Source organism: Desulfuromonas acetoxidans DSM 684 (genome assembly GCF_000167355.1).
GTDB classification, from domain to species: Bacteria; Desulfobacterota; Desulfuromonadia; order Desulfuromonadales; family Desulfuromonadaceae; genus Desulfuromonas; species Desulfuromonas acetoxidans.
In genome coordinates this window covers 36,618-58,998 of record NZ_AAEW02000015.1, presented here as the reverse complement: position 1 = coordinate 58,998, position 22,381 = coordinate 36,618, and the positions used below count along the sequence as shown (strand labels likewise).

20 protein-coding genes and 1 riboswitch are annotated in these 22,381 nt (G+C 51.9%); of the genes, 4 read left to right on the top strand and 16 right to left on the bottom strand.

Annotated elements, in window-relative coordinates:
• Window positions 1-202: 202 nt before the first annotated feature.
• The 5 genes from DACE_RS12510 to DACE_RS12490 form a co-directional block, all read right to left on the bottom strand.
• Window positions 203-1,000: an FRG domain-containing protein gene (locus tag DACE_RS12510; RefSeq protein ID WP_006001810.1), complete on the bottom strand. Its 798-nt coding sequence runs from the start codon at window positions 998-1,000 to the stop codon at window positions 203-205.
• Window positions 1,001-1,153: 153 nt separating this feature from the next.
• The gene (locus DACE_RS12505) at window positions 1,154-2,053 is read right to left on the bottom strand and encodes an ATP-binding protein (RefSeq protein WP_006001808.1); all 900 of its coding nucleotides are present in this window, start codon (window positions 2,051-2,053) and stop codon (window positions 1,154-1,156) included.
• A 359-nt stretch (window positions 2,054-2,412) separates the two neighbouring features.
• Window positions 2,413-3,549: a cytochrome d ubiquinol oxidase subunit II gene (gene cydB / locus DACE_RS12500; protein ID WP_006001806.1), complete on the bottom strand. Its 1,137-nt coding sequence runs from the start codon at window positions 3,547-3,549 to the stop codon at window positions 2,413-2,415.
• Between the two features lies 1 nt (window position 3,550).
• Complete coding sequence (locus DACE_RS12495) at window positions 3,551-5,086, bottom strand: cytochrome ubiquinol oxidase subunit I (RefSeq protein ID WP_006001805.1); 1,536 nt, start codon at window positions 5,084-5,086, stop codon at window positions 3,551-3,553.
• A gap of 19 nt (window positions 5,087-5,105) precedes the next feature.
• Window positions 5,106-5,327, bottom strand: a complete 222-nt coding sequence (locus DACE_RS12490) for a DUF4492 domain-containing protein (protein WP_006001803.1) — start codon at window positions 5,325-5,327, stop codon at window positions 5,106-5,108.
• A gap of 320 nt (window positions 5,328-5,647) precedes the next feature.
• On the opposite strand from DACE_RS12490, the gene DACE_RS17475 reads away from it, so the two are divergent.
• Entirely contained in the window at window positions 5,648-7,075 is a 1,428-nt protein-coding gene (locus DACE_RS17475) for a sensor domain-containing diguanylate cyclase (protein WP_006001801.1), read from the top strand.
• An 18-nt stretch (window positions 7,076-7,093) separates the two neighbouring features.
• On the opposite strand, the gene DACE_RS12480 is transcribed toward DACE_RS17475, so the two are convergent.
• The 4 genes from DACE_RS12480 to DACE_RS12465 are packed head-to-tail and all read right to left on the bottom strand — an operon-like array spanning window position 7,094 to window position 11,315.
• Window positions 7,094-8,152, bottom strand: coding sequence for a cytochrome-c peroxidase (locus DACE_RS12480; protein ID WP_006001799.1), 1,059 nt, complete (start codon window positions 8,150-8,152; stop codon window positions 7,094-7,096).
• On the bottom strand, window positions 8,139-8,963 hold the full coding sequence (locus DACE_RS12475; RefSeq protein WP_006001797.1) for a c-type cytochrome: 825 nt from the start codon (window positions 8,961-8,963) through the stop codon (window positions 8,139-8,141). Before DACE_RS12475 ends, DACE_RS12480 begins: the two co-directional genes overlap by 14 nt.
• Window positions 8,964-9,015: 52 nt before the next feature.
• Complete coding sequence (locus DACE_RS12470) at window positions 9,016-10,170, bottom strand: aminotransferase (protein WP_006001795.1); 1,155 nt, start codon at window positions 10,168-10,170, stop codon at window positions 9,016-9,018.
• Entirely contained in the window at window positions 10,170-11,315 is a 1,146-nt protein-coding gene (locus DACE_RS12465) for a M20/M25/M40 family metallo-hydrolase (protein WP_006001793.1), read from the bottom strand. Before DACE_RS12465 ends, DACE_RS12470 begins: the two co-directional genes overlap by 1 nt.
• A 232-nt stretch (window positions 11,316-11,547) precedes the next feature.
• Between DACE_RS12465 and DACE_RS12460 the strand changes: the two genes are divergently transcribed.
• Window positions 11,548-12,864, top strand: a complete 1,317-nt coding sequence (locus tag DACE_RS12460; protein ID WP_006001790.1) for a peptidoglycan DD-metalloendopeptidase family protein — start codon at window positions 11,548-11,550, stop codon at window positions 12,862-12,864.
• Window positions 12,861-13,484, top strand: coding sequence for an acyl carrier protein phosphodiesterase (locus DACE_RS12455; RefSeq protein WP_006001789.1), 624 nt, complete (start codon window positions 12,861-12,863; stop codon window positions 13,482-13,484). Before DACE_RS12460 ends, DACE_RS12455 begins: the two co-directional genes overlap by 4 nt.
• 525 nt (window positions 13,485-14,009) lie before the next feature.
• Here DACE_RS12455 and DACE_RS12450 read toward each other — a convergent pair.
• The 6 genes from DACE_RS12450 to DACE_RS12425 all read right to left on the bottom strand — a co-directional run bounded on the left by DACE_RS12450 (window position 14,010) and on the right by DACE_RS12425 (window position 20,349).
• A complete protein-coding gene (locus DACE_RS12450; protein WP_006001787.1) occupies window positions 14,010-14,894 on the bottom strand; it encodes an RluA family pseudouridine synthase in 885 nt (294 codons plus the stop codon).
• Between the two features lie 73 nt (window positions 14,895-14,967).
• The gene (locus tag DACE_RS12445; RefSeq protein ID WP_006001786.1) at window positions 14,968-16,251 is read right to left on the bottom strand and encodes an O-acetylhomoserine aminocarboxypropyltransferase/cysteine synthase family protein; all 1,284 of its coding nucleotides are present in this window, start codon (window positions 16,249-16,251) and stop codon (window positions 14,968-14,970) included.
• Between the two features lie 88 nt (window positions 16,252-16,339).
• Window positions 16,340-16,473: riboswitch (SAM-I-IV-variant riboswitch) on the bottom strand.
• A gap of 133 nt (window positions 16,474-16,606) precedes the next feature.
• Window positions 16,607-16,912, bottom strand: coding sequence for a N(2)-fixation sustaining protein CowN (gene cowN / locus DACE_RS12440; protein WP_006001784.1), 306 nt, complete (start codon window positions 16,910-16,912; stop codon window positions 16,607-16,609).
• Window positions 16,909-18,240, bottom strand: a complete 1,332-nt coding sequence (gene nifN, locus DACE_RS12435) for a nitrogenase iron-molybdenum cofactor biosynthesis protein NifN (protein ID WP_006001782.1) — start codon at window positions 18,238-18,240, stop codon at window positions 16,909-16,911. The genes cowN and nifN overlap by 4 nt, the downstream gene beginning before the upstream one ends.
• Entirely contained in the window at window positions 18,228-19,580 is a 1,353-nt protein-coding gene (gene nifE / locus DACE_RS12430) for a nitrogenase iron-molybdenum cofactor biosynthesis protein NifE (protein ID WP_040367337.1), read from the bottom strand. The genes nifN and nifE overlap by 13 nt, the downstream gene beginning before the upstream one ends.
• Before the next feature lie 364 nt (window positions 19,581-19,944).
• A complete protein-coding gene (locus DACE_RS12425; protein WP_040367334.1) occupies window positions 19,945-20,349 on the bottom strand; it encodes a DUF3024 domain-containing protein in 405 nt (134 codons plus the stop codon).
• Between the two features lie 131 nt (window positions 20,350-20,480).
• Here DACE_RS12425 and DACE_RS17470 point away from each other — a divergent pair, with 131 nt between their 5' ends.
• Complete coding sequence (locus tag DACE_RS17470) at window positions 20,481-21,530, top strand: sensor domain-containing diguanylate cyclase (protein WP_050770024.1); 1,050 nt, start codon at window positions 20,481-20,483, stop codon at window positions 21,528-21,530.
• Between the two features lie 631 nt (window positions 21,531-22,161).
• On the opposite strand, the gene DACE_RS18195 is transcribed toward DACE_RS17470, so the two are convergent.
• Window positions 22,162-22,299, bottom strand: a complete 138-nt coding sequence (locus tag DACE_RS18195) for a hypothetical protein (protein WP_155809120.1) — start codon at window positions 22,297-22,299, stop codon at window positions 22,162-22,164.
• Window positions 22,300-22,381 lie beyond the last annotated feature (82 nt).

Here is a 22,381-nt window from a genome sequence, read left to right as displayed (position 1 = left end):
AAGCGACTGAAGTGAGGGGACTCGAAGAGCGCGAAGCCCGGGAGTCGTTTTTCCGTCTCTTTTGACGACGCAAAAGGGACCCGACGTGTGGGCGCGGAAGCCCACGTCACGTGCGTACCAAGCATTGTGAGAGCATGACGTACGAATGAAATATAAAAAACCAACAGTCCCTTATGCACATTCTTTCGGAACGCGTACTCACCTACCTCCCATATTCACTCTTAGGACTGTAATGCCGCTTGAGCCAATGGCTTAGACCATCAAGACCGGGAAACAGCACCCGCTCGGTGATATTAGCCTGATCAAGCTTATCGCGTATCTCCCACTTCAGCTCAGCGGGAATAATAATCTTCTGCCATAGTTCGGGATGCTGTTGCAGCCAATCGTTGACCAGCATGATGGAGTCCGGCATCACAGTAAACATGCTGTACTGATTGATAATCCGATCATCAATAGACGGTGGCTCGACGAAAATCAGGTAATCACCCTCACCAATTTTGGGGAGTTCGTTGAGGCAACCAACACACTGGCTGAGCATCTCCATGGTAAACACATTCGCCCCCTCCTCGTCCAGCTTGAGACGAAAGCGCTCCGGCAACTTCTGGTGTGCCAGCAGATAGTTGACCGACCAGATCACCCCATTGCAATCGAAACGTTCCAGATTGGCCGTGGCAAAATGCAGCGCGATGTACGGCGAGTAAGTCCAGTCCATCAGTCGGGTCGGCAAGCCATGATGCTGGGCCAGGGCCAACCAGTGCCAGACCGAATCCCGCTCCACCATACTGCGGTGGGCATATTTCTTAAAATTGCGCAGCAGATGGCGCTCAAGAATGCTGTAATCGCCACCGAGCCGCATCAACGTAGTGGCCAGCTCATAATTCTCATCGGATAAACCACGAAAGGCCAACCGCGAGCGAAACCGCCCAATCTCGTCATCCCATGACTCTGCAAACAACATGTCATGCAGTTGCGACCAACTGCGTACATAAATTTCCGACATAGTTCCCCCCTTGTCATATCATCAGTCTCAAGTATACGCTGCACAGCTTATAATTCAGCTGTGTTAGACAACAATGATGAACAAAAAAAGCCGCAATCGAAAGATTGCGGCTTGTCGTGACATTATTCGCAGCTGACGAGTATGATGGCTGCGTTATTGCGCACTCTGCTGCTGTTGCTGCAACAGGGTACGACCAACCCAGTTTTTGGCAAACTGGTAGGCCGTGCGACCACAGCGCTTACTTTTGTCATGCGACCATTGGATGGCATCCATCTCCAGAGTCTTACTCCATGGAATATCGATGTTGCGCTCACGACCGAAACGCTCCACACACAAGCGAACGGCATCCAAATAACGCTCCTGAGTAAAAACATGAAAAGCGATCCACAGCCCGAAACGGTCAGACAGAGAAACCTTCTCTTCCATGGCTTCACTTTGCTGTAATTCCCCTTTGACATATTTACCGCCGAGATGGTCACCTTCGTATTCCGGCAACAAATGCCGACGGTTGGAAGTAACGTAAATCAGCACATTTTCCGGAGCGGAGTAAACCGAGCCATCAAGCGCACTTTTAAGCATCTTGTAACTCAGCTCGCCCACCTCAAAGGTCAGATCATCACACAGCAGAATAAAGCGATACGGCTCGTTCTCAACGGCAGCGAAAATCTCCGACAAATAGATCAAATCCTCTTTCTCCACCTGTATAGCGCGTAAGCCCTCAACGCCATACTCATTCAACAGGGCTTTGACCAATGAGGACTTCCCGGTGCCGCGTGAGCCCCACAGCAAGGCATTGTTAGCCGGCAGTCCAGCAATAAACTGTCGGGTGTTATTGACCAGAATCTCTTTTTGCTCCTCGACACCCAGCAACTCTTCTAAACGGGTGGTATCCGTCACCTTGACCGGCTCAAGAAATCCAGAAAACGAGTGACGACGCCAGTTGGCCGCATGGCATGTTGACCAATCCACTGACTTGACCGGCTTGGGGAGCAGTTGCTCAACAGAACTGAGCACCCGTTCGAGTTGTTCAATCATCTCAGGTTTTAAATTCATCGTAAGACCTTTTTTATTGGACAGGGATTTATTAACACTCTTTTCAAGAGAATATGTATCAGTCAGATATTGGTCGTCTTGTATACGTGAGCGAAGGGAAAGTGTCAAATTTTTCTAGCTGGTTTCAAACAGAGTTTGACTCATAAAACGATCTAGGCAGGGAAAAATCATGAAGGGAAGCGCTATTCGCACAGCCATACTACAAGGGAATTTAAAAGGGCGGCGCGAAACATCCGCGCCGCCCGAAGGATAATCAATCAAGAAGATTGAGTTTTTTAAGTACGATTTCTGAAGCAATCAGTGAGCCGACAACGACAGCGAACCATCCGGCAATCAAAAGAAACGTCATGATTTTCTCCTTAGTATTTTTCGTCGCTACCTTCAACAAGAATATCTTCTTCAGTCAGCTTGCGCTTATCAAGCAGGCTCCATACATACCAGATGTAAGCCAGGACGAACGGAATCGCCAGCGCTATGTAACTCATCGCGGTCAGCGTATAGTGACTGCTTGAAGCGTTGGCAATGGTCAGGCTGCTCTGCAGATCAAACTTGGAAGGATAGAACGCTGTATTGTTGTACCCGGCAATGGAGAACACCGACAAGACCACCAGCACCGTACCGAGACCGGCAAACCAGATTCCTTTGCGACTGGCCATGAAGCGTGTGGCAATAACACCCCACACCACCAGCACCAGACCGACAAGCAGGAAGCCGAGACCATTGACCGGCATGGCCAGCAGGTTATTGAGATACTTGCCTTTCTCCATGAACACCGTACCAGTTGCCGGATCAACGGCATACCCTTCCATTACCAGCAATTGGATCAGCACATAGAGCAGGAACGGCAGCAACAGCAGCAGGTTTTTAAAGGCTGCTTTGCGAGTCCGCTCAATCAACACCTCATGTTCAATGTTGTTATTAAGATACAGAGCGCCGAGAACACGGGCCAGGAACACCAGGAAGATACCAAAGCTCAGGTTGAACAGACTGAACGCTGCCTCAATACCACGCCCCGGATGCTCCCAGGTCACAAAATTATAGTCGCTGAGGCTGAAATTGGAGCCGGTAAAAAAAGTACCGACAGCCGCGCCAATCAGCAGAACACCAACCGTGCCATTGATGAACAGGAACACTTCATAGACTTTGGCACCGAGGAAATTGTCCGGCTTTCTGCGGTATTCGTAACTGACTGCCTGAACGATGAATGTGAACAGAATCAGCATCCACACCCAGTACGCACCACCGAAGCTGGTGGAATAAAACAGGGGAAATGCCGCGAAGAAAGCACCGCCAAACAATACCAGCGTCGTAAAAGTCAGCTCCCACTTCTTACCGAGAGAGTTAACAATCAAAGATTTTTCCGTTTCGGTACGAGCGATGGTCAACAGAAGTCCTTGACCACCCTGGACAAACATCAGGAAGACAAACAGTGCACCGACGACGGATACCAGCAACCACCACAGGTGTTGCAATTGTGAAAGATCGAGACTACCCATTTTATTCTCCCTCCGGTCCGTTTTGGATCTGTCTGGTCATAATCCGTACTTCGGCAATCAGCAACGTCGTGAAAATGATCAGGAACATGAAAAAGGTCATCTGTACCGTGGTCGTGGTCAGGTTGGTCCGGGCAATGGACACGGGCAGCAAGCCCTGAATCGCCCAGGGCTGACGACCGACCTCGGCAACAACCCAACCGGCCTGAGAAGCCACATAACCAAGAAAGACCGAGAGAACACCGAGACGCAAGAACCATGTCTGCTCGGTGAGGTTCTTTTTGTAGAGGAAGAACAGGATAGCAAGAAACAACAGTGGGAACAGAGTGCCAAGAACCACCATCACATGGAAACTGTAAAACACCAGAGGAACATTGGGCACCGCTTCTTCAGCACTGGTCAGATATCCGTAACCGAGGTGTTCCTGATTTTTATTGAACTCCTCCAGGGCTGCGGCGGCGGCAACATCATCCCCCTCATCCTTGGCCTTTTTATACAAAGCCAGTTGGTGGATGGCCTGCTTGCCGAGAACAATCTTCTCATCGGTACCGATGACACCGTGTTCAGCGTTACCATAAACCAGATCATTGACACCGGGAACAAAGCTGCCCAGTTCGCGGTTGGCCAGTAAAGACAACAGGTAAGGGATCTTGATTTCGATCTGGAACGCATCCTGATCATCTCCCGGTTTTTTGGCCGGATTAACAATACCCAGAGCAACCAGATCGGCGTTGACATCACCGTCCCACAACCCTTCCATGGCAGCCAGTTTCATCGGCTGAACCTGGGCAGCGACATAGGCGGACTCATCACCGGTAAAGGCAACGAAACTGGCGGAAATCACACCAAAGGTACAGGCAACAGCCAAACTTTTCTTGGCCATGTCCACATGGCGCCCCTTAAGCAGATACCAGCTACAGACGGTAACAACAAACAGGCTCGCCAGCAAGAAACCGGAGCTTGTTGTATGGACAAAATGACTCATGGCTACCGGTGAAAACAGCACATCCCAGAAATTTTCCATCTCAAACCGTGCGGTATCCGGGTTAAAGGCCATACCGACCGGGTGCTGCATCCAACCATTGGCTACCAGGATCCACAAGGCTGACATGTTGGAACCAATGGCGACCAACCAGGTTGATAACAGGTGGAATTTTTTTGAAACCCGGTTCCAGCCGAAAAACATAACGGCAAAGAATGTGGTCTCAAGAAAGAAAGCAAAAATACCTTCAGCAGCGAGAGGCGCACCGAAAATATCGCCAACCATCCAAGAGTAGTTCGACCAGTTGGTGCCGAATTCAAACTCCATGATGATACCGGTGGCAACACCGATCGCGAAGTTGATACCGAACAGCTTCATCCAGAACTTGGTGATATTTTTCCACTGCTCGTTACCGGTTTTAACATACAGGGTTTCAAAAAAAGCCAGCAGGAAGGACAGCCCCAGAGTCAAAGGGACAAAGATCCAGTGATACATGGCCGTCAAGGCAAATTGTGCCCTGGCCCAATTCAATTGTGACACATCAAGTTGTTCTAGCACAGACAACCTCCTTTGAGCGTTAGCGTCCCGTGGCAGGGAGCGCTGCGATATGGTTTAAAACATGATCAGCACGCTGCTGGTCTGTTTCAAAATTCGTATTCAGGTAATCGGGAAAAAACAGGTTCAAAACCGTCAGAAAGACAAGCAGCTTGAGAAGAATAATCTTCCACAGCGTCTTACCCAGCTTCATGGAACGGAACCCTTCGACATAAAAATTCACGACCGAACGGACTGAGACCATCAGACTTCTCCACGGATATGAAACTGATTAAGGGATAAAAATAGCCTAGCGCAATTTTTAACATTTACAGCATCTTGCTGTCGTTTTTTGCCGCCTTGGCAAAGAGGACAAATTTCGTCTTATTTTACAAATACCCCTCTTCTTGTCAAGATAAATATTACCAAAAAAGTCTTTTATTTACCGATTAATGTCCATATATAAATAACGTCATCATATGAACCTTCTCTTATGTAATTGAAAAATAGACGCTTTTTCCGCTGGGCTTTATGAAGCGATATCGTATAATGAACTTATGTAGACTTTTTTCAGGAAGGCACGTTGTGAAACGCACCTGCTTTTTCGGATTTCTCAGTATCATTCTGACCATGTCGTTCATCGGCAGCAATATTTATTCGGCGCACAAGGTTGCGATTCGCGAAGCCTACGCCGATACAACAGGTCTGGTGCGTTTTCTGGCCATGGATATTGAACGGATGTTTTACGGTGTCGAGCAGATGTTTGTCGGCCTCGACAACCTGCTGATCAACAACGATAAAACGCATCTGAACGGAATCAACGATGTTCTACTGAGACTCAAAACTAACAACAGCTACCTGATGGACCTGCTTATCGTTGCGCCATCAGGAGAGATCGTCAACTGGAGCAGGTCGGAAGCGCCACCGGACATCACGGAGCGCGATTATTTGCGCTACCATCTTGATCATAAAAACAGCGCCTTTTTCATCGGCAAGCCACAACTCTCCAAGGTCCATAACCAGCGGTGGTTTTTTGGTTTCAGTAAAGCGGAGCGTGACCAATACGGCCGGTTAAAACGAATACTGGTTGCTATTATCGACATCGACCACCTGTATGGCCGTTATCGAGAACTCGACCTGCCGGAAGATATGATCATCACCATTTCCTCCGAGGATGGCACAATCTATACCCGGATTCCAGGCCATGAGCAGGTGGTCGGCCAAAATTTTCCAGGTGGCACTAAATTGCTGTGCAATCTGAAAAAAAGTAAGATATTCCACGGCGCTTCACCAATTAATGGCGAGCGTTTATTCGCCAGTCTTGAACGGGTCGGCGACACATCGATGATCGCGGCTGTTTCCATCAACGAAGATAATTTTTTTGCCGACTGGCGACGCCACAGCCTCTTAATGGGAGGATTCGGCCTCGTGGTTGGAGCCATTTTGTTCACCTTGTCGATTCTGACGGTTCGTTCACAACAGGAACAATTCCGCATTCAACAGCAACTTCAACAGCAAGCCACCACAGACCCCCTGACAGGCATTGCCAACCGCCGCTATGCCCTGGAACAGGCCGCTCTGGAAATCAAACGCAACCAGCGGACAGGAACACCATTGTCCGTGGTAATGATGGACATCGACCACTTTAAAAAAGTCAACGACACCTATGGCCATCATGTGGGTGATCAGGTTTTGATGGAGGTTGCCCAGACCTGCCGCAGCCACTGCCGAGAATCGGATCTAGTCAGTCGCTTTGGTGGAGAGGAATTTCTGATTCTTCTGCCGTCGACAAACCTCAATGGGGCGCAAACCCATGCTGAGAAAATCCGCCAAGCCATAGAAGATCTATCGTTTCCCACTGCAGAGGGCAACGTTTCGGTCACCGCCAGTTTTGGCGTCAGCCAATGGCAGGGTGAAACAAAAATCGACCGCGTTGTCTCCCGTGCAGATGCCGCTCTCTATCAGGCTAAACATGATGGTCGTAACTGCGTCCGCCGGCAAAACAATGCTTAATCGCACGGCGTCATCCCCCTAATATGAAGGATGTGGCGTTTGTGGGGTTGATGCCGGCAACAACGGCAGCGTCACTGTCGGGCGAATGCCCGTCAGACTGTCCATGAACAGCACAAGGGAATCAACCTGCGTTGGGTTCAGTTTTTTATCCAACTGCACCCAGGCCATCACCTCCACAGCCTCCTCAAGCGTCCAGGCACTGCCGGAATGAAAGTAAGGGGCGGTCAACGCGACATTACGCAACGTCGGCACTTTAAATACATAATCTTCACGGATGGTCTCCATGACCTGACGGCGTCCGAGATCTGCCACAGGCCGATAGCGTTGCTCCGGTTCATGCTTGACCCCAAAGCGGTAATAACTGTTGCCGCCGAGATTGGTACTCATGTGGCACTGCGTGCAGCCCAGTGTGATAAATTGACGCAACCCCTCCTTCTGCACACGCGTCAACGCCGACTGTTGCCCCTGCAGATAACAATCAAACGGCGCATCCGGGGTCAGCAACGTTGACACAAAAGCAGCCAGGGCATGACGCGTGGTGGCAAAACAGATCGGATTGTTCCGGTCGGGAAAAGCCCGGCTAAACCATTCCACATAATCGGGCATGCTCGACAGGACATCACAGATCATGGGATCAGTACTGGCCATCTCCACCGGGCTGGTCATCGGTGCCCCGGCCTGCTCGATCAGATCACGCGCCCGACCATCCCAGAACTGGGCAATCTGCAGCACGGAATTGAAAACCGTCGGCGCATTGCGTGGACCGGTCTGCCAACCATGCCCCACGGACACCGACCGACCATCGTCGCCACCAAGCGACAGATTATGACAGGAATGGCAACTGACTGTCTGGCTCAGCGATAAACGGGGATCAAAAAATAATCGCTGCCCCAAAGCCACTTTCTCCTCAAAATGGTCCACCAGCTCCTGGCGCGGCACCTGATCAGGAATCACATCAAAATAGAAGCGAGCCTGATCCTGCAAGGAGGGCTCCGACTCAGTTTGAGCGAACACCGCACTCCCACTCAAAACAACGCCAGAGACCACGAGACAAAGGATGGTTTTAATAACGGGCATCGCTTGGTTTTCCTCCTTCAGGCCAATCATGAACTTTCGGCGGATAATCCTCCCGCGGCTGATGGATGACAAAATCAGCAAGATCATAGGCTTGCTGAATGGTCAGAATCCCCCCGGAAGAAAACGGCATATTGCGCTGAATAAACGCAGCGGCTTTGTGTAACCGCGCCATCCCGGCGGCAATGTTAAAGGAATCTTTGCCCCACAGAGGGGGAAAACCGTAAGGATAGCGCTGAGGGGTCTCATCAAGGCGTCCCTGCCCCTCTTTGCCGTGACAAACGGCACAGCGCTGCACAAACAACTGCTCACCGCGCTGGCGGTCTGCGGGCGGCATTTCAGCCAAACGGGGGAAGCCCCACCCTTCGAGTCGATACCCCTCTGATATCTCTTCAGACAGCCAGGTCATATAGGCGACAATCGCCTGCATCGGTTCGCTGTCCACTGCCGGAGCCTCACTGTTAAGACTTCGGCGAAAACACCCCTGAATCCGTTGCGGCAGCGACACATCACCGGCAGAACGGCGACTATAGCGAGGATACCGAGTCGTCACCCCCACCCAGGGTGCGGCATAGGCAACAGTCCCGGCCTTGAGATGACAATTGCTGCAACGCAGGCGGCTGTGAACAAGATCGGGAAGTTGACGCGGAGTATCGGTGAGAATCAAAAGACCACGGCGAATCAGATCGCCATCGGGACCGGCGGGAATTGAGTTTTCTTCAGGAGCAGCAAAGGGAATGGGTTCCGCTTCGGCCCAGACCATGGACAACGAAGCCATAACCAGACAACAGGCGAGGATAAAAGCTCGGGGCATAGGCAGGCGCTCCACTTAAAAAGATGAAAAGATGTCTTTCAAGTGTAGCGTTTTATAACGTAGAATCAACCTGTTTGAAGCGATCGACAGCCATGGGAATCTGTTCAAGGCGGACATTGCCAAAAGCCAGACGCAGATACCCTTCCAGTCCTGGACCAAACACCTCACCCGGCAAGCAGGCGACATGAGCATGATCCACCAATCGCCGCGCCGCCTGACGTCCCGACATCTGCGGCCAGGGATGACGCACCCAGGCGAAAAAGGCGCCACTGGCACAAAGGTCAAAGGCGTTCTGCTCCGCAAACAGCCGGCAGAACAGATCATGGCGTTGTTGCATCGTATGATTGTTCTCGGCCACCCAGTCATCCAGGTTGTCACAACCATAGGCCACGGCATATTGCGTGACCCGTGGTTGGCATACCACCATGCTGTCCTGCACCTTTAAAGCCTGACGAATCAGCGATTCATCAGCCACCAGACACCCGGCACGATAACCGGTCAGAGCAAAGGTTTTGCCGAACGAGGCAAAATGGATCAGGTTCTGCGGCCAATCGGAGCGTGAAAACAACGTATGTGGCGCTTGTCCCGACGGCACAAAGGCATGGTAGGTTTCATCGAGCACCAGAGCAATATCATGCCGGCAGGCCAGTTCGTACAATGCATCTATTTTTTTCGGGCTGAGAATCGCCCCAGTCGGATTGCTTGGCGTGACCATGAGAATTGCCCGGGTCCGTGCATTGACAGCCTCTGCAAACGCTTCAGGTTCGGCATCAAAAGGAACATAGCGCGGCACGATCCCCAACGCTTCCATGCCCATGGGATGATCAAAATAGGCCGGAAGTTGAACAATCACTTCATCCCCGTCCTCGCACAGCAACAGCAGAGTAAGCCAGAACGCCTGACTGGCGCCAATGGTCAGACACAACTGCGCCGGTGTCGGTCCGTGCCCACAGCGACGCTGATACCAGCGGCTGACACTTTCGCGCGTTTCAAGTAAGCCCTCATCCGGTGAATAGACAGCACATTCCGCTGCGCCCATACGTTGCTGAACATGAGCGACAAGGTCATCATGCGGCGGATAATCGGGAATCGCCTGACACAGATCAACCAGTGGCTTGTCCGCTGGAAAATCACGACCAGCCAGCCACCCTTTCACCTCAGTGATCGGTGGAAACGTCACAGCATCAAGGCGAGAGGACCGCTTCATCACACTTCTGCCATGTCTTGGACAAACGCCACGACCAGATCTGCCACGCTCACCAGATCATCGACGAGGACAAATTCATTGACCGAGTGCACCTTCTGCATGCCACTGGCCAAATTAACAGTCTGAATACCGTATTGATTGAACAGGTTGGCATCGCTGCCTCCCCCTGAGCTGCCCGCTTCCAGCGGTTGGCCGAGTCGTTCTGCGGCCGCACACAGGCGCCGCAACACCGGTGCATCCGTCGGAACATCCATCAACGGATAATCGGCCATCACTTCTGTAGTCAACTGCGCTTGGGTCGATTCACCGTGGATCTCCACCACACTGGCATCGGCCGCCTGACGCAGACAATCGATCATATGCTCGGTCTGTTGTTGCAACGCCTGCTCATCAAAGCTGCGCGCTTCACCAAGCAACTGAACATGGCGCGGTACGATATTGGTCGCCTGACCGCCCTGGATGATGCCGATATTGGCCGTGGTCTGCTCGTCAATGCGCCCCAGTTTCATGGCCGAGATCGCCTTGGCCGCCACCTGGATAGCTGAAATACCGTGCTCCGGGTCGAGACCGGCATGAGACTCCACCCCTTCAATAAGAAAACGCAGTTTGTTGGCACAGGGCGCTTTGTAGGCAACCGTACCGACACCGGAGGTATCCAACACCAATCCGAAGCGTGCGCTGAGCTGTGACACATCGAGATGCTTGGCGCCAAGCAGGCCAACCTCTTCACACACCGTGATCACCACTTCCAGCGGCGGATGGGGCAGATTCTGTTCCTTGAGAACACAGATTGCCTCAAGAATCTCGGCAATGCCCGACTTATCGTCGGCCCCGAGAACAGTCTCACCGGCACTGCGAAACACACCGTTTTCAAGCACCGGCTGCACCCCGTCTGCCGGCGATACGGTATCCATGTGCGCAGACAATAACAACGGAGGTGCCGACGACTGATGCGCAGCAAAACGGGCAATCAGATTACCCGCCTCACCGCCAATGGCGCCAGCCGTTTCATCCATCTCCACCTCGGCGCCCAATTCGCGAAAGCGCTGAGCCAGATAATCAGCAATTTCCGCTTCGTGGAACGACGGACTGCAGATAGAAGCCAGACGAAAAAACTCATCACTGATACGCTGTCGATTGATCATATCCACTCTTTCCCTAAGCTGCTCTCAACCAGAGCAGAGCCATAAACTTCATTAACCAGCCCCCTCACCCACAAGCCATTTTCACATGGGACGATCCTCATGGACAACTTCTGGACACCCGTAAACCAAAACTGCTATCTTTAGCCGATTCATTGATCACAACCACTTACACAGATCAACAGGACGGATACTTATACCCATGTCGCGTCATAACCGCAGGTCGTTCCGATCCATGGCAACCTCCCGCCGCCAGCGCAAGCAGAATACGACGTTGCTTCTGGTTCTGGCAAGTGCTGTCTTGGTCGTTTTTATCTTATCGAAACTCACGAGTCCTTCCGCTCCCACCACCGCCACTGACAGTACCCTTCCCGCTCCGGCAGCCTTTCATGAACCGGCACCTGAGCACGTTATTCAGATCCAACGGGAGACCATCTGTCAATCGGTACAACCCGGTGACACGATCACTGCTATTCTCGGCCACTATTTTTCCCCGCAGGAGATACTCGTCATCGCCCGCCAGAGTGAAAACGTGTTTCCTCTCAGCCAACTATGCGCCGGTCACCCTTACCAGATTGAGGTGGAAAACGAGAGCTTTGTCAGCTTCTATTACGACATCAATCGTGATGATCAACTGATCATCCGTCAGGAAGATGGTGAATTCTTTATTGAGCGCCAACCCATTCCCTATGTGGTTGATGTCGAACAAGTGGGCGGTGTGATCAACTCAAGTCTGTTCGGAACAGTCGCTCAACTCGGAGAATCTTCAGAGTTGGCCGCAGAGCTGATGAATATCTTTGCCTGGGATATTGACTTTATCCGCGATATCCGTGAAGGCGATTATTTTACCGCCCTGGTGGAAAAACGCTATCGTGATGGCAATCTGGCAGGCTATGGCGATATCCTTGCCGCAGAATTCAACAATCAGGGCCAGAGTTTCTATGCGTTCCATTACACGCATGGCACCGACAGCGGCTACTACAATCAGGACGGAAAAAGCCTGCGCAAAGCGTTTCTCAAGGCACCGCTCTCCTATACCCGCATCTCTTCCGGCTACACGAAACGTCGCTTCCATCCCGTGCTCAATAGATGGAAACCCCATCTGGCCATCGACTATGCCGCGCCAACCGGTACGCCGATTAAGGCTGTGGCCGACGGCACCATCACCCAAAAGAGCTATGACCGCAACAACGGCAACAAGATTCGTCTGCGCCATCCCAACGACTACGAGACCACCTATATCCATATGGTGCGTTTCGCTCGCGGCATGAAAAAAGGCAAACGGGTCAAACAGGGCGAAGTGATCGGCTACGTCGGCAGTACCGGAATTGCCACCGGTCCGCATCTCGACTTCCGGGTCTTTCATCACGGCAGACCGATCAACCCTCTCAAAATCAAGTCGGAACCGGCCAAGCCGATCTCCAAGGCCAACCGGGCTGAATTTGATCAGTTGACCGTCGAATTGATGCAACAGTTGACCCAGGCCAAACAGCAACTGGCCCTGTTACCTGATGAAGAAACCACGGGTGACGAAGCCAAAACCACGCTGTGAATTACCTGCTGCACGCCCTGCTCAGTGACGATGACCCACTGGTCCGGGCAGGCAACCTGCTGGGCGACTTTGTTAAAGGCCGTCTGACGCAAGGACGTTTTCCCGACAGGCTGTTACACGGGTTGCAGCAACATCGTCAGCTTGACCGCTTCGCCCACGATCATCCGGCATTCTGTCGCAGTCAGGACCGTCTCGACGACCGCTTCGGTCGCTACCGCGGCATCATGATCGACCTGTTTTACGATCATTTTACCGCACGGGACTGGAACGATTACCATCCAGTCCCTCTTGAGCACTTCTCTCAATCCCTCTATCACACGTTGCAACACCATCAGAATATCCTGCCGAAAACCTTTCTGCCCCTCTTGCCACGCATGGTGGAAAAAGACTGGCTCACCAGTTACCGGGATAAAACGGTGATGCAACGCGCTCTGATTCATACCGCCGGAAGAATCCGCCATGACAATCCACTCGCAGAGGGCTACGGTGAACTGGAGAGACATTATTCGCAATTGCGTGAGGATTGTCGCCTGTTTATCGGCGATGCCCGTAAGATATTTTTAGGCGATAAAACCAGACAGGAAGCGCTGGCAGGAGTCGATTGTACGCCACCGTTGTGACACAAAAGTGGTCCGACCCGTGAGCGTGTAAACTCACATCCTATAGTGAGCAAACCGCGCAAATAGATCAATCGAAACAGGAATTCCGAAAAAGGGATTTGAGCCTCACGCTAAGCCGGCGCAACAGCCGGCGAATCCCCTTGATGGCGACACTCTTCAAGAGGAGCTTTCCCATCCCCACCTTGTGTTAAAACGCTGCATCCAGATAAAGAGACCACACAAACAGCCAAAACAATGGCATAAAATTTCATACCCCCTCCTTCGACCAGGATCGATCGCTCAGCAGTAAATAATTCATATAGATCATTTTATCTCGCCAGGGCCACTTCACAACCTTTAATCTTGGCAGGATGTTGAAAAAGTCCCATCCGGGGCCTTTTCAATGACGCAAACCGAAAATGCGATTTCCGTCTTGCTTACAAGATCAAGGGTTTGAAAACCTGTCCTAGATTTTAGCCATCCGTCCATGGGCTCCACAGGCTGTTTTTCAACCACCTGTTAGAAATCATGGTTTCGCCAATGGCATCAAAACGCCCATGCTAACGTCCGTGGTGATTCAAAATGATGATGCTTCCCGGTCACCGGGTCAGTAAAAATGACCTCTTTAGCCAACAGTTGCAACGGTGTTGAAAAATCATCGGGCTGTTCCGGTAACAGGTTCGGATAGTAGCGATCATTGACCAGGCCAAACCCCAGCCCACTCATATGCAGGCGTAACTGGTGGGTTTTTCCAGTGATCGGTTGCAGAGAAAACAACCCATAGCCCTGGCGCAAGTCGAGGAGTTCAATGGATGATCGGGCATTCACGTCACCGGCAACCACCTGCCAACGGAACCAGGGATCGCCCTGCTCAATGCGATTTGCCACCTGCCAATGACGCTGCTGCGGTTCCTCAGGGCAATGCGCCACGGCATCGTAGCGTTTTTTTATGTTTCCCTGGCTGAACAGGGCATTGTAACGCGCGCGATCTTCGGAGCGTTGAGCAAATAACACCAACCCGGCGGTAAAACGATCAATGCGATGCACCGGTGCCAACTGATCGTTTCCCGTCGCCAGCCGCAGGCGATAGACGAGGTTTTCCGTGACATAGCGGCCTCCGGGATGCACCGGCAAAAAATGTGGTTTGCACGCTACCAGCAACGCATCATCCTGATACAGGATGGTTTCGGCAAACGGAATCAGCGGCTGTTCCTCCACCTCACGGTAATAATAAATCACCTGTTGGGGGCGATAGCCGTCACGCCCCAGCGGCTGTTGATCGGCGTCAAGCACCTTGCCGTCGTCCACCCGTCTGGCCCATTCCTCGTACGTAACATGAGGGAAATATCCGGCCAGAAACGCCACCAGATCAGGGTAAGGTGGCTGGGCATGGGGCAGAACCAGTTTTGAGCAATAACGAGAAATCGCCATAATACGTTTCAAGAGAAAAAAGCCGCCCGCAATTCAGTGAGTCACTGCGGGCGGCCGAGGGGTTATTTGTACGTCAAGCTGTAGTCGTCAGAGCCTGCTCCAGATCAGCCAGAATATCTTCGATATGCTCCACACCGATCGACAGACGAATCAGCTCCGGCGTAATACCACCAGACGCCTGCTGCTCGGTGGTCAACTGGGCATGGGTGGTCGACGTCGGGTGGATCGCCAGACTGCGGGCATCACCGACATTGGCCAGGTGCGAAAACAGTTGCAGCCGTTCAATAAAATTTTGGCCCGCCTTTTCGCCACCGTTAATACCAAAGACAACCATCGCACCACAGCCTTTTTTCAGATATTTCTGCGCCTTGGCGTAAGACGGATCATCTTCAAGACCGGGATAGCTCACCCAATCCACCTGCGGATGGTCTCTGAGAAAACGCGCCACTTTCAGCGCATTTTCGCTGTGTCGCTCCATGCGCAGTGGCAAGGTCTCAATGCCCTGCAGGAAAAACCACGAATTATCCGGCGAAATGCAGGCACCAAGGTTGCGCAGTGGCACCAGTCTCATGCGCAGAATATAGGCCAGTGGATTGAGTTCTCCAAGGTCTGTCGCATAACGAATCCCATGGTAACTGGGATCAGGCTCACTGAGCAACGGATGCTTGCCCGTCGTCCAATCAAAGCGACCGGCATCAACAACAATACCACCAATCCCGGCACCATGGCCGCCGAGCCATTTGGTCAGCGAGTGAATAACGATATCTGCCCCATGATCAATCGGCCGCAGCAGATACGGTGTGGCAAAGGTGCTGTCAACAATCAGCGGCAGGCCGTGATCGTGGGCAATGGTGGCCAGAGCTTCGATATCAGCCACATCCAGCTTGGGATTGCCAATCACCTCGGTAAACACGGCTTTGGTCTTGTCGGTGATGGCTTCGGCAAAATTGTGCGGATCGGCCGGGTCGACAAACACCACCTTGATCCCCAATTGCGGCAGGATGTCATTGAACTGGGTGTAACTGCCGCCGTAAAGATGGCTGGAAGCGACGATCTCGTCACCGGCCTGGGCCAGATTGATAATGCTGTAGAAAATCGCACTGGTGCCCGATGCCAGAGCCAGAGCACCGGCACCACCTTCCAGGGCGGCAACCCGTTGTTCCAGCACATCAGTGGTCGGGTTCATCAGACGCGTATAAATGTTGCCCAGCTCTTTGAGGGCAAACAGATTGGCCGCATGTTCGGTATCACGAAACTGATAGGAACTGGTGCGGTACACGGGAACCGCGCGACTGCCGGTGGTTGGATCAGGCTGATAGCCCGCGTGGAGAACCTGGGTCTCAATGTGTGTGCTCATGGTGAATCCTCTCTTTGATACGGCCGAAAAAGCCTGGTAAAAATGTTGCGAGAGAGGCGACGCGAGAGATGACGAAAGTACAACGTGTACGGTAGGTCAACTTTCCCCTTACGGGGCGCATCGCTGTTTTGCAAACACCGTGTTCACAAAACATGCTGGCACCTTGGTTGTCAGGTTGCCGGGCGCTTGGCTCATGCCGCCACGCCTCTCTTAATGCATGGTTTCAAGGATAAACACCTGAGTATTTTTGTCAAGATTATTTTCAAAAAAAATGTCGCTGGAACCGACTGTTCCAGCGACATTTTTCACAATAAGCGATAATTATTTCTGTTTTTCATAACTTATCGAAAAAAAATCAACAACACTCTCGTTCAATTTTTTTCAACAGAGTCATGGCCACATCATCTTCGTGGTCTTCGAAAAAATCCTGCAAATTATTGATGTAGGCATGAATCAGGAACAACTCATCGATCTGAATGCCATTAACGGTCTCACCCCGTTCGGCCTTACCGAGTTTATCGGTAAACATCTCCCAGAACGCGTTGTTTTTACTGGGGTCTTCCAGATGTTTTTTCAGCATGCACATCAACAGTTTCGAGTTGCCTTCACAATCGATCCCTTCGAAGGACACATAGCGGTCCGGTTCTTGAGTCACAGTCATTTTTGACATCCTTTTTTCAAAGCGTCTTCGTCGCGGCGCCGAACATGCTGAACACGCCATTCTTCGGCCAGATTCGCCGCCTCACATAAAAAGTACGCGCCCCCTTCGTAGAGCACGTCAACCTTCAGGGCATTACCCACCTGCTCCCAGTTGGGCATCCCACGTAACATCAACCCTTTTCCGGCATGATGCGCCAGCCGTTCCGCATGAAAATTACTCAGCACGACGTCGGCTTCATCCAATGCCACTTCAACATCTTCGAGGTCGCCAACCACCACACGGTCCGCTTTGATTTTATCAAGAATGGACGAATCACTGCTGACCACGCATAAAGGAATCCGCCCCCCGGCATCGTAAAGCGATTGGGACAATGCCGCCATCTGGTCGGGCTCACCCGCCAAAATAAACCGGGTCTGTCCCAGTGAAAAATGGCTGTCGAGCATGGCGTCCTGCAACCGCTGTCGCCAACGGATAATCTGTTGCGGTGGACGCTGCATGCCGGTGATCTTCAACAGATGCGCGGCCAGGGCATCCGTGGCATCCAGCCCATTGACATGGGGAAAATGCTCATGCGCCACCTGCGGATTCTTTTTCTGCAGCGCTTTGGCCACATCACGCATTGAATCACCAATGGTCAGCACATGACCGGCATCGGCTAGAATGCGGATCGCGTCAACCGTCACACCGCCCTTGCTCAACGCGGCCTGCCCGTCACCGAGATGGCCATCCAATGAGGTGGACAGATCCGGAACGGCGACCACCTCAAGACCGAAGGCGGCAATGAACTGCTGGATCTTCTCCACCTCCAGCGGTGTCAGGCTGACATGCGGCAACAACACCACCTTGCGTTCATTGATGGCGCTCTGCTCTTCGGTCAACTGATCAATCAATGCTTTGGTGGTTAACGCCCAGCCACTTTCCATGGCCCCTTCGTAATCCGGCGTATTGACATAAACCAAGGGAAAATCAATCAATTTCGACACGCCGCGAATATCGTCGCCCTTGGTTTCCGGCAATCCGGTGGTGTGCAGGCCAACCAGAGACGGAGAGATTTTTCCGGTGATATTTTTCACCGCTTCACTGATGCTGTAATCGCCACCATCGAGCACAGCCACCGCATCACTGACCGCAGTGGTCTGAATAGCGATGGGCTCACAAAAATGGCGGGTCATGAACACCTTGGTAAACGACGTACAACCCTGCGCCCCATGCATCAGAGGCATACATTGATCAACACCGAGAAAGGCCAGAACCGCTCCCATCGGTTGGGTAAGACGAAACGGATTCACCTGCAACGGCTTGGTATTTTTATGAATTATTTCTCCCATGGAACCTCCTTGCGCACACAACGGAATACCGGATTCTCCAGCGCATTCTTCACATCCTCAGCCAGGCTGAGCAGTCCATTGTAAGCGCCGTAACTTTTCTTTTTTTCTTGATTTACGTCGATGAACGAGATCCCCTTTTTGATCGCCGTGTACAGACTGCGACCACCGGCCAACAACAGATCAGCCTTGAACTTATCGATCATCTTGGCTTGTTCGGCACCGGGGTTGGTCATCAGCACGCCGTTTTCACCGAGGTATTCGCGCGCCTTTTCCTTATCGGCCTCCGTCGCTTTGCGCACTGAGGTAGCAACCACCTCAATACCAAGATCCTGCAACGCCGAAGCAATCGACCACGACTTGTTACCGCCGGTGTTGAGAACCGCCTTTTTGCCTTTAAACAGTTCCCGGTAAGGCGTGAGTTGTTCATCGAGGCGTTGCTCCTCACGAGCCAACACCTTGCGGGTACGTTCGATCAGCTCCGGATCACCGATCCCCTCAGCAATCGCCATGATGGCGTTGGTGGTATCGCGCTGACCGTAAAATGACACCGAAACAAACGGAATGCCGTAACGCTCTTTCATCTTGCGGGTAAACGTGACCAGGGATTTGGCACAGACAATAACGTTAAGTTTGGCGCGATGAGCGGTACAGATTTCATCAATTCGACCGTCACCGCTCAACGTGGAGAGGATACGAATACCCAGTTCATCGAGAATCGGTTTGTACTGCCACATATCGCCGGTGACATTGTAATCACCAATCAGGTTGATGGCATGGCTCACATCGCCCTGCGGCTCCTTGCGCCCAATGAGGTTCTTGAGCACGGCTTCACCACCGAGACGACTGCCGAGGTTTTTGCCGCCGACAAACCCCGGCGCATGCACCGGCACAATCGGGATGTTAAATTTCTTCTCAGCATGGCGACACACAACATCAATATCATCACCGATCATCGCCGTTACGCAGGTGGAATAGACAAATATCGCCTTCGGATCATAGTGCTCCATCACATAGACGATGCCATCGTACAGCTTATCTTCACCGCCAAAGATGACATCATTGGTGGTGACAGCCGTGGTAAAGCCCATCTGAGTCATGTCCCGGCCCTCATAACTGGTCGGAGTGGCCCGGGTTTCCCAGGAAGAACTCAAGCAGGTCAGCGGACCATGCACCAGATGGGCGGCATCCGCATAGGGGAACAGGGAAATTTGCGCGCCTTCGAACGCACAGCCACCACTGGTGGCACCGGGCGTTGTCGTATTGCACGCTTTCTTTTTGGTCGCGTTGTGCTCGCAGGCACTTTCATCAAGCAGATCTTTAATTTTTGGTTTATCAGACACAGCATGTCCTTTCACAAGAGTCGTTAAACCTCTTGCCGAGAAACGCGCCGTTGAGTCTCTCAACCAGGGGAAGGTTGCATTGCGCAGGCATTCTGTTGACGGAATAACCGAGGGGATGCCGTCAACAGAACAGGGTCGCCATACCAAACCGGCAACAGGCGACCTGAAGAATAATAATACTCGTGCTGTGATATCTGCAAAAGGCTGGCCAGTTCAGATAACCACCTGAAAAAGCGCATTTTTATCTTGAAGTGATGGACGCGCATGCACAAAGGCTGACCATTTTCCTCATTTTAGGGCAGCTAAGCTGCTCAAAGTTTAAGCAGAAAAAAGCAATGATTTTGGTAATGCCGCCACAAGAACATCATCCCCAGAAAATGCCGGTGGGATCATCGGTGACACAATCAAGCAACCGTTCAATATCCCGATCCTCTGGGTGCGGATGGTAGGGAAGCCAGTCTTCATTGCGGTCGGCACTGAACAACCGCCAGACCTGCTGGTGAGGATCTTTTTCAAAACGGGCAATGGCCGTGGAATACCACAAGTCCACCTTTTCATGGTGGTGACGGGATTCATATAAGGTCAGATGACGACCGCGAATCCGGTAATCGAGACGCAGTTTCGTATTCAATTCACGGGGAATCCTTATCTCACAATAGGCATTAAACAGCCGCTTTAATCGGATTATTTCAAATTCACTGAGACTCATGGTCAATCGGGTCCTGTCCAGCAGCAAAAGGTGGTCAATTTCGTCAAGTTTGTGGGCCATGGAGTACTGTCAGCAGTGTAGCAGGAGTCTGTTCTCTACGAAATGAAAACACGGTTGTTAAACCCAGGACGAATATGCTAGAACAACCAAGTAGGCGTTCTAATGAATTTCTTTCATTGCAGGAGCAGACAGTGTCTTCATTTCCTCAGGAAGCATCCTCGTCTCTTCAGGAAAAAAAAACTCAAGGCCGTAAAGTGTGCGAAAAATGCCTCGAGTTAGAAGAGATGACCTCCGCTTTGGAAGAATATATCGGCCGGACAAACGAACAACTGCTCAAATCCGAAATGTCCGATATGGAATTGGAACAGATTTTTTCCGCCTGCGCCGATCCAATGATGGTGATCCGCGACGACGGAATCATCGTTCGCGCCAACCGCAGCATGCTGGAACATCTCGACTGTTGTTGCGAAAACGTCATTGGTCATTCCTGCACGGAACTGCTCAGTGAGCAGGAATGTAAACTGGCAAACTCCCATAAGAAAAAAAGTCAGACCGATATCGAAATCACCAACGAAGGCGGTGAGGTCAGCAACTTTATCATGACCACAACACCACTGGTCACCCTCGATGGCACCCCCGGCACCCTCGCCCAATACAAAGATATCACCGACCGCAAAAAAGCCGAGCAGGCCCTGGAAAAAGCCCATGCTGCTCTGGAACGCATCGCCCGCATTGACGGTCTGACCCAGATTGCCAATCGCCGCACTTTTGATGAAAGCTTTACCGAGCAATGGCAAAAAAGCCTTGTCGAGCAATCCCCGCTCTCCATCATCTTGTGCGACATCGACTTTTTCAAACGTTACAACGATACCTACGGCCATCAACAGGGCGATACCTGTCTATCCAGTGTGGCCCAAGCCTTGGAACAGACCCTGTCTGAGCAGAGTAGCGGTCTGGTTGCCCGTTACGGCGGTGAAGAGTTTATCTTTCTGCTGCCGGCCACTTCGGTGGAAGAAGCGACCGCCCATGCGGAAACAGCACGTAATAACATTGAGCAACTGGCTCTTGAGCACCAAGCGTCCGAAGTCGCTGACAATGTCACGCTGAGCCTCGGAGTCTCCTGCACTATTCCCCAAAGCGACATGCAGCCACAGCATCTGATTCGCACAGCGGATGAGGCGTTGTATCAATCCAAGGAAACGGGGCGAAATCGGGTGACGTCTGTGGAGTTTTCCGGTTAGTCTTCTCTTTTAAATCTCTACTCTCTGTTATTTTGCAACCAAGCCCTCCCGTTCAGCAGCACCGAACGCAATGAACGTCAGCGCGATGGTTGTCGGCAACCTGTTTGAGCGTAGCGAGTTTTGCCGACATCGCGATGTAAGGGAATGGAGAGAGGGAACCCGCAGGGCGCATTGGGGTTGTAATTAATCAGGTGAACGAGAGATGTTGCTTGAGATTTTTTGCGTCAGCAAGGCAGAAGAAGGAGCCATAGTCATTCTATGGCGACGACTGATAACGCCGCAGACGTGAAAAAGATCTGCAATAGCGCCGTGAACCTGATTGATGACAACCCCTTGGGAGTCGATTTTGCCTCCCTTTTGTCGACGCAAAAGGGAGCCGACGGGCGGGCGCGGAAGCCCGCGTCATGTGGGTACCATCATTGCAAACGGATGAGGTTAGACAGAGCAATCCTTTCCGAATGACGAACCATTGAAGATCAAAGTCAAGACCGCCGGGTCTCGTCCCGGCGGCCGACATACTTTTGACTAGCCGCTCAAAAGTATGCAAAAGCCAGCTGAACACCTCCTGAACCTAGATCAACCGACAATGAATCTGTTTCCGTAATGCTTCACGAATTCGGCTCGCCGCCCTTTAGGTCGGCGAATTTTGCGTCTCGACAGCCATGGCGTAAAACGTTGATAACAACCGCCCGGCTCGTTCTACTTCTTCCGTGGCACCGATCAAACGGGTGGGGCGGAGCCCACCCTTCAGCAGTGGGTTATTTAGCATCAAAGTCCTCCCGTTCAGTAGCGCCGAACGGAAGACGCTCGACAGCGCACATAGTTCCAAAACAAAAACAGGCAGAGCTGAA

What these genes read in the sequence shown, in the direction of transcription:
- nifN (WP_006001782.1), bottom strand. Translation starts at nt 18,240, where the DNA reads ATGGGAGAAATAATTCATAAAAATACCAAGCCGTTGCAGGTGAATCCG.
- DACE_RS12490 (WP_006001803.1), bottom strand. Translation starts at nt 5,327, where the DNA reads ATGGTCTCAGTCCGTTCGGTCGTGAATTTTTATGTCGAAGGGTTCCGT.
- cydB (WP_006001806.1), bottom strand. Translation starts at nt 3,549, where the DNA reads ATGGGTAGTCTCGATCTTTCACAATTGCAACACCTGTGGTGGTTGCTG.
- DACE_RS12510 (WP_006001810.1), bottom strand. Translation starts at nt 1,000, where the DNA reads ATGTCGGAAATTTATGTACGCAGTTGGTCGCAACTGCATGACATGTTG.
- DACE_RS12445 (WP_006001786.1), bottom strand. Translation starts at nt 16,251, where the DNA reads ATGAGCACACACATTGAGACCCAGGTTCTCCACGCGGGCTATCAGCCT.
- DACE_RS12480 (WP_006001799.1), bottom strand. Translation starts at nt 8,152, where the DNA reads ATGCCCGTTATTAAAACCATCCTTTGTCTCGTGGTCTCTGGCGTTGTT.
- DACE_RS12450 (WP_006001787.1), bottom strand. Translation starts at nt 14,894, where the DNA reads ATGGCGATTTCTCGTTATTGCTCAAAACTGGTTCTGCCCCATGCCCAG.
- DACE_RS12475 (WP_006001797.1), bottom strand. Translation starts at nt 8,963, where the DNA reads ATGCCCCGAGCTTTTATCCTCGCCTGTTGTCTGGTTATGGCTTCGTTG.
- cowN (WP_006001784.1), bottom strand. Translation starts at nt 16,912, where the DNA reads ATGACTGTGACTCAAGAACCGGACCGCTATGTGTCCTTCGAAGGGATC.
- DACE_RS12460 (WP_006001790.1), top strand. Translation starts at nt 11,548, where the DNA reads ATGGCAACCTCCCGCCGCCAGCGCAAGCAGAATACGACGTTGCTTCTG.
- DACE_RS12425 (WP_040367334.1), bottom strand. Translation starts at nt 20,349, where the DNA reads ATGGCCCACAAACTTGACGAAATTGACCACCTTTTGCTGCTGGACAGG.
- DACE_RS18195 (WP_155809120.1), bottom strand. Translation starts at nt 22,299, where the DNA reads ATGCTAAATAACCCACTGCTGAAGGGTGGGCTCCGCCCCACCCGTTTG.
- DACE_RS12505 (WP_006001808.1), bottom strand. Translation starts at nt 2,053, where the DNA reads ATGAATTTAAAACCTGAGATGATTGAACAACTCGAACGGGTGCTCAGT.
- DACE_RS12465 (WP_006001793.1), bottom strand. Translation starts at nt 11,315, where the DNA reads ATGATCAATCGACAGCGTATCAGTGATGAGTTTTTTCGTCTGGCTTCT.
- DACE_RS12470 (WP_006001795.1), bottom strand. Translation starts at nt 10,170, where the DNA reads ATGAAGCGGTCCTCTCGCCTTGATGCTGTGACGTTTCCACCGATCACT.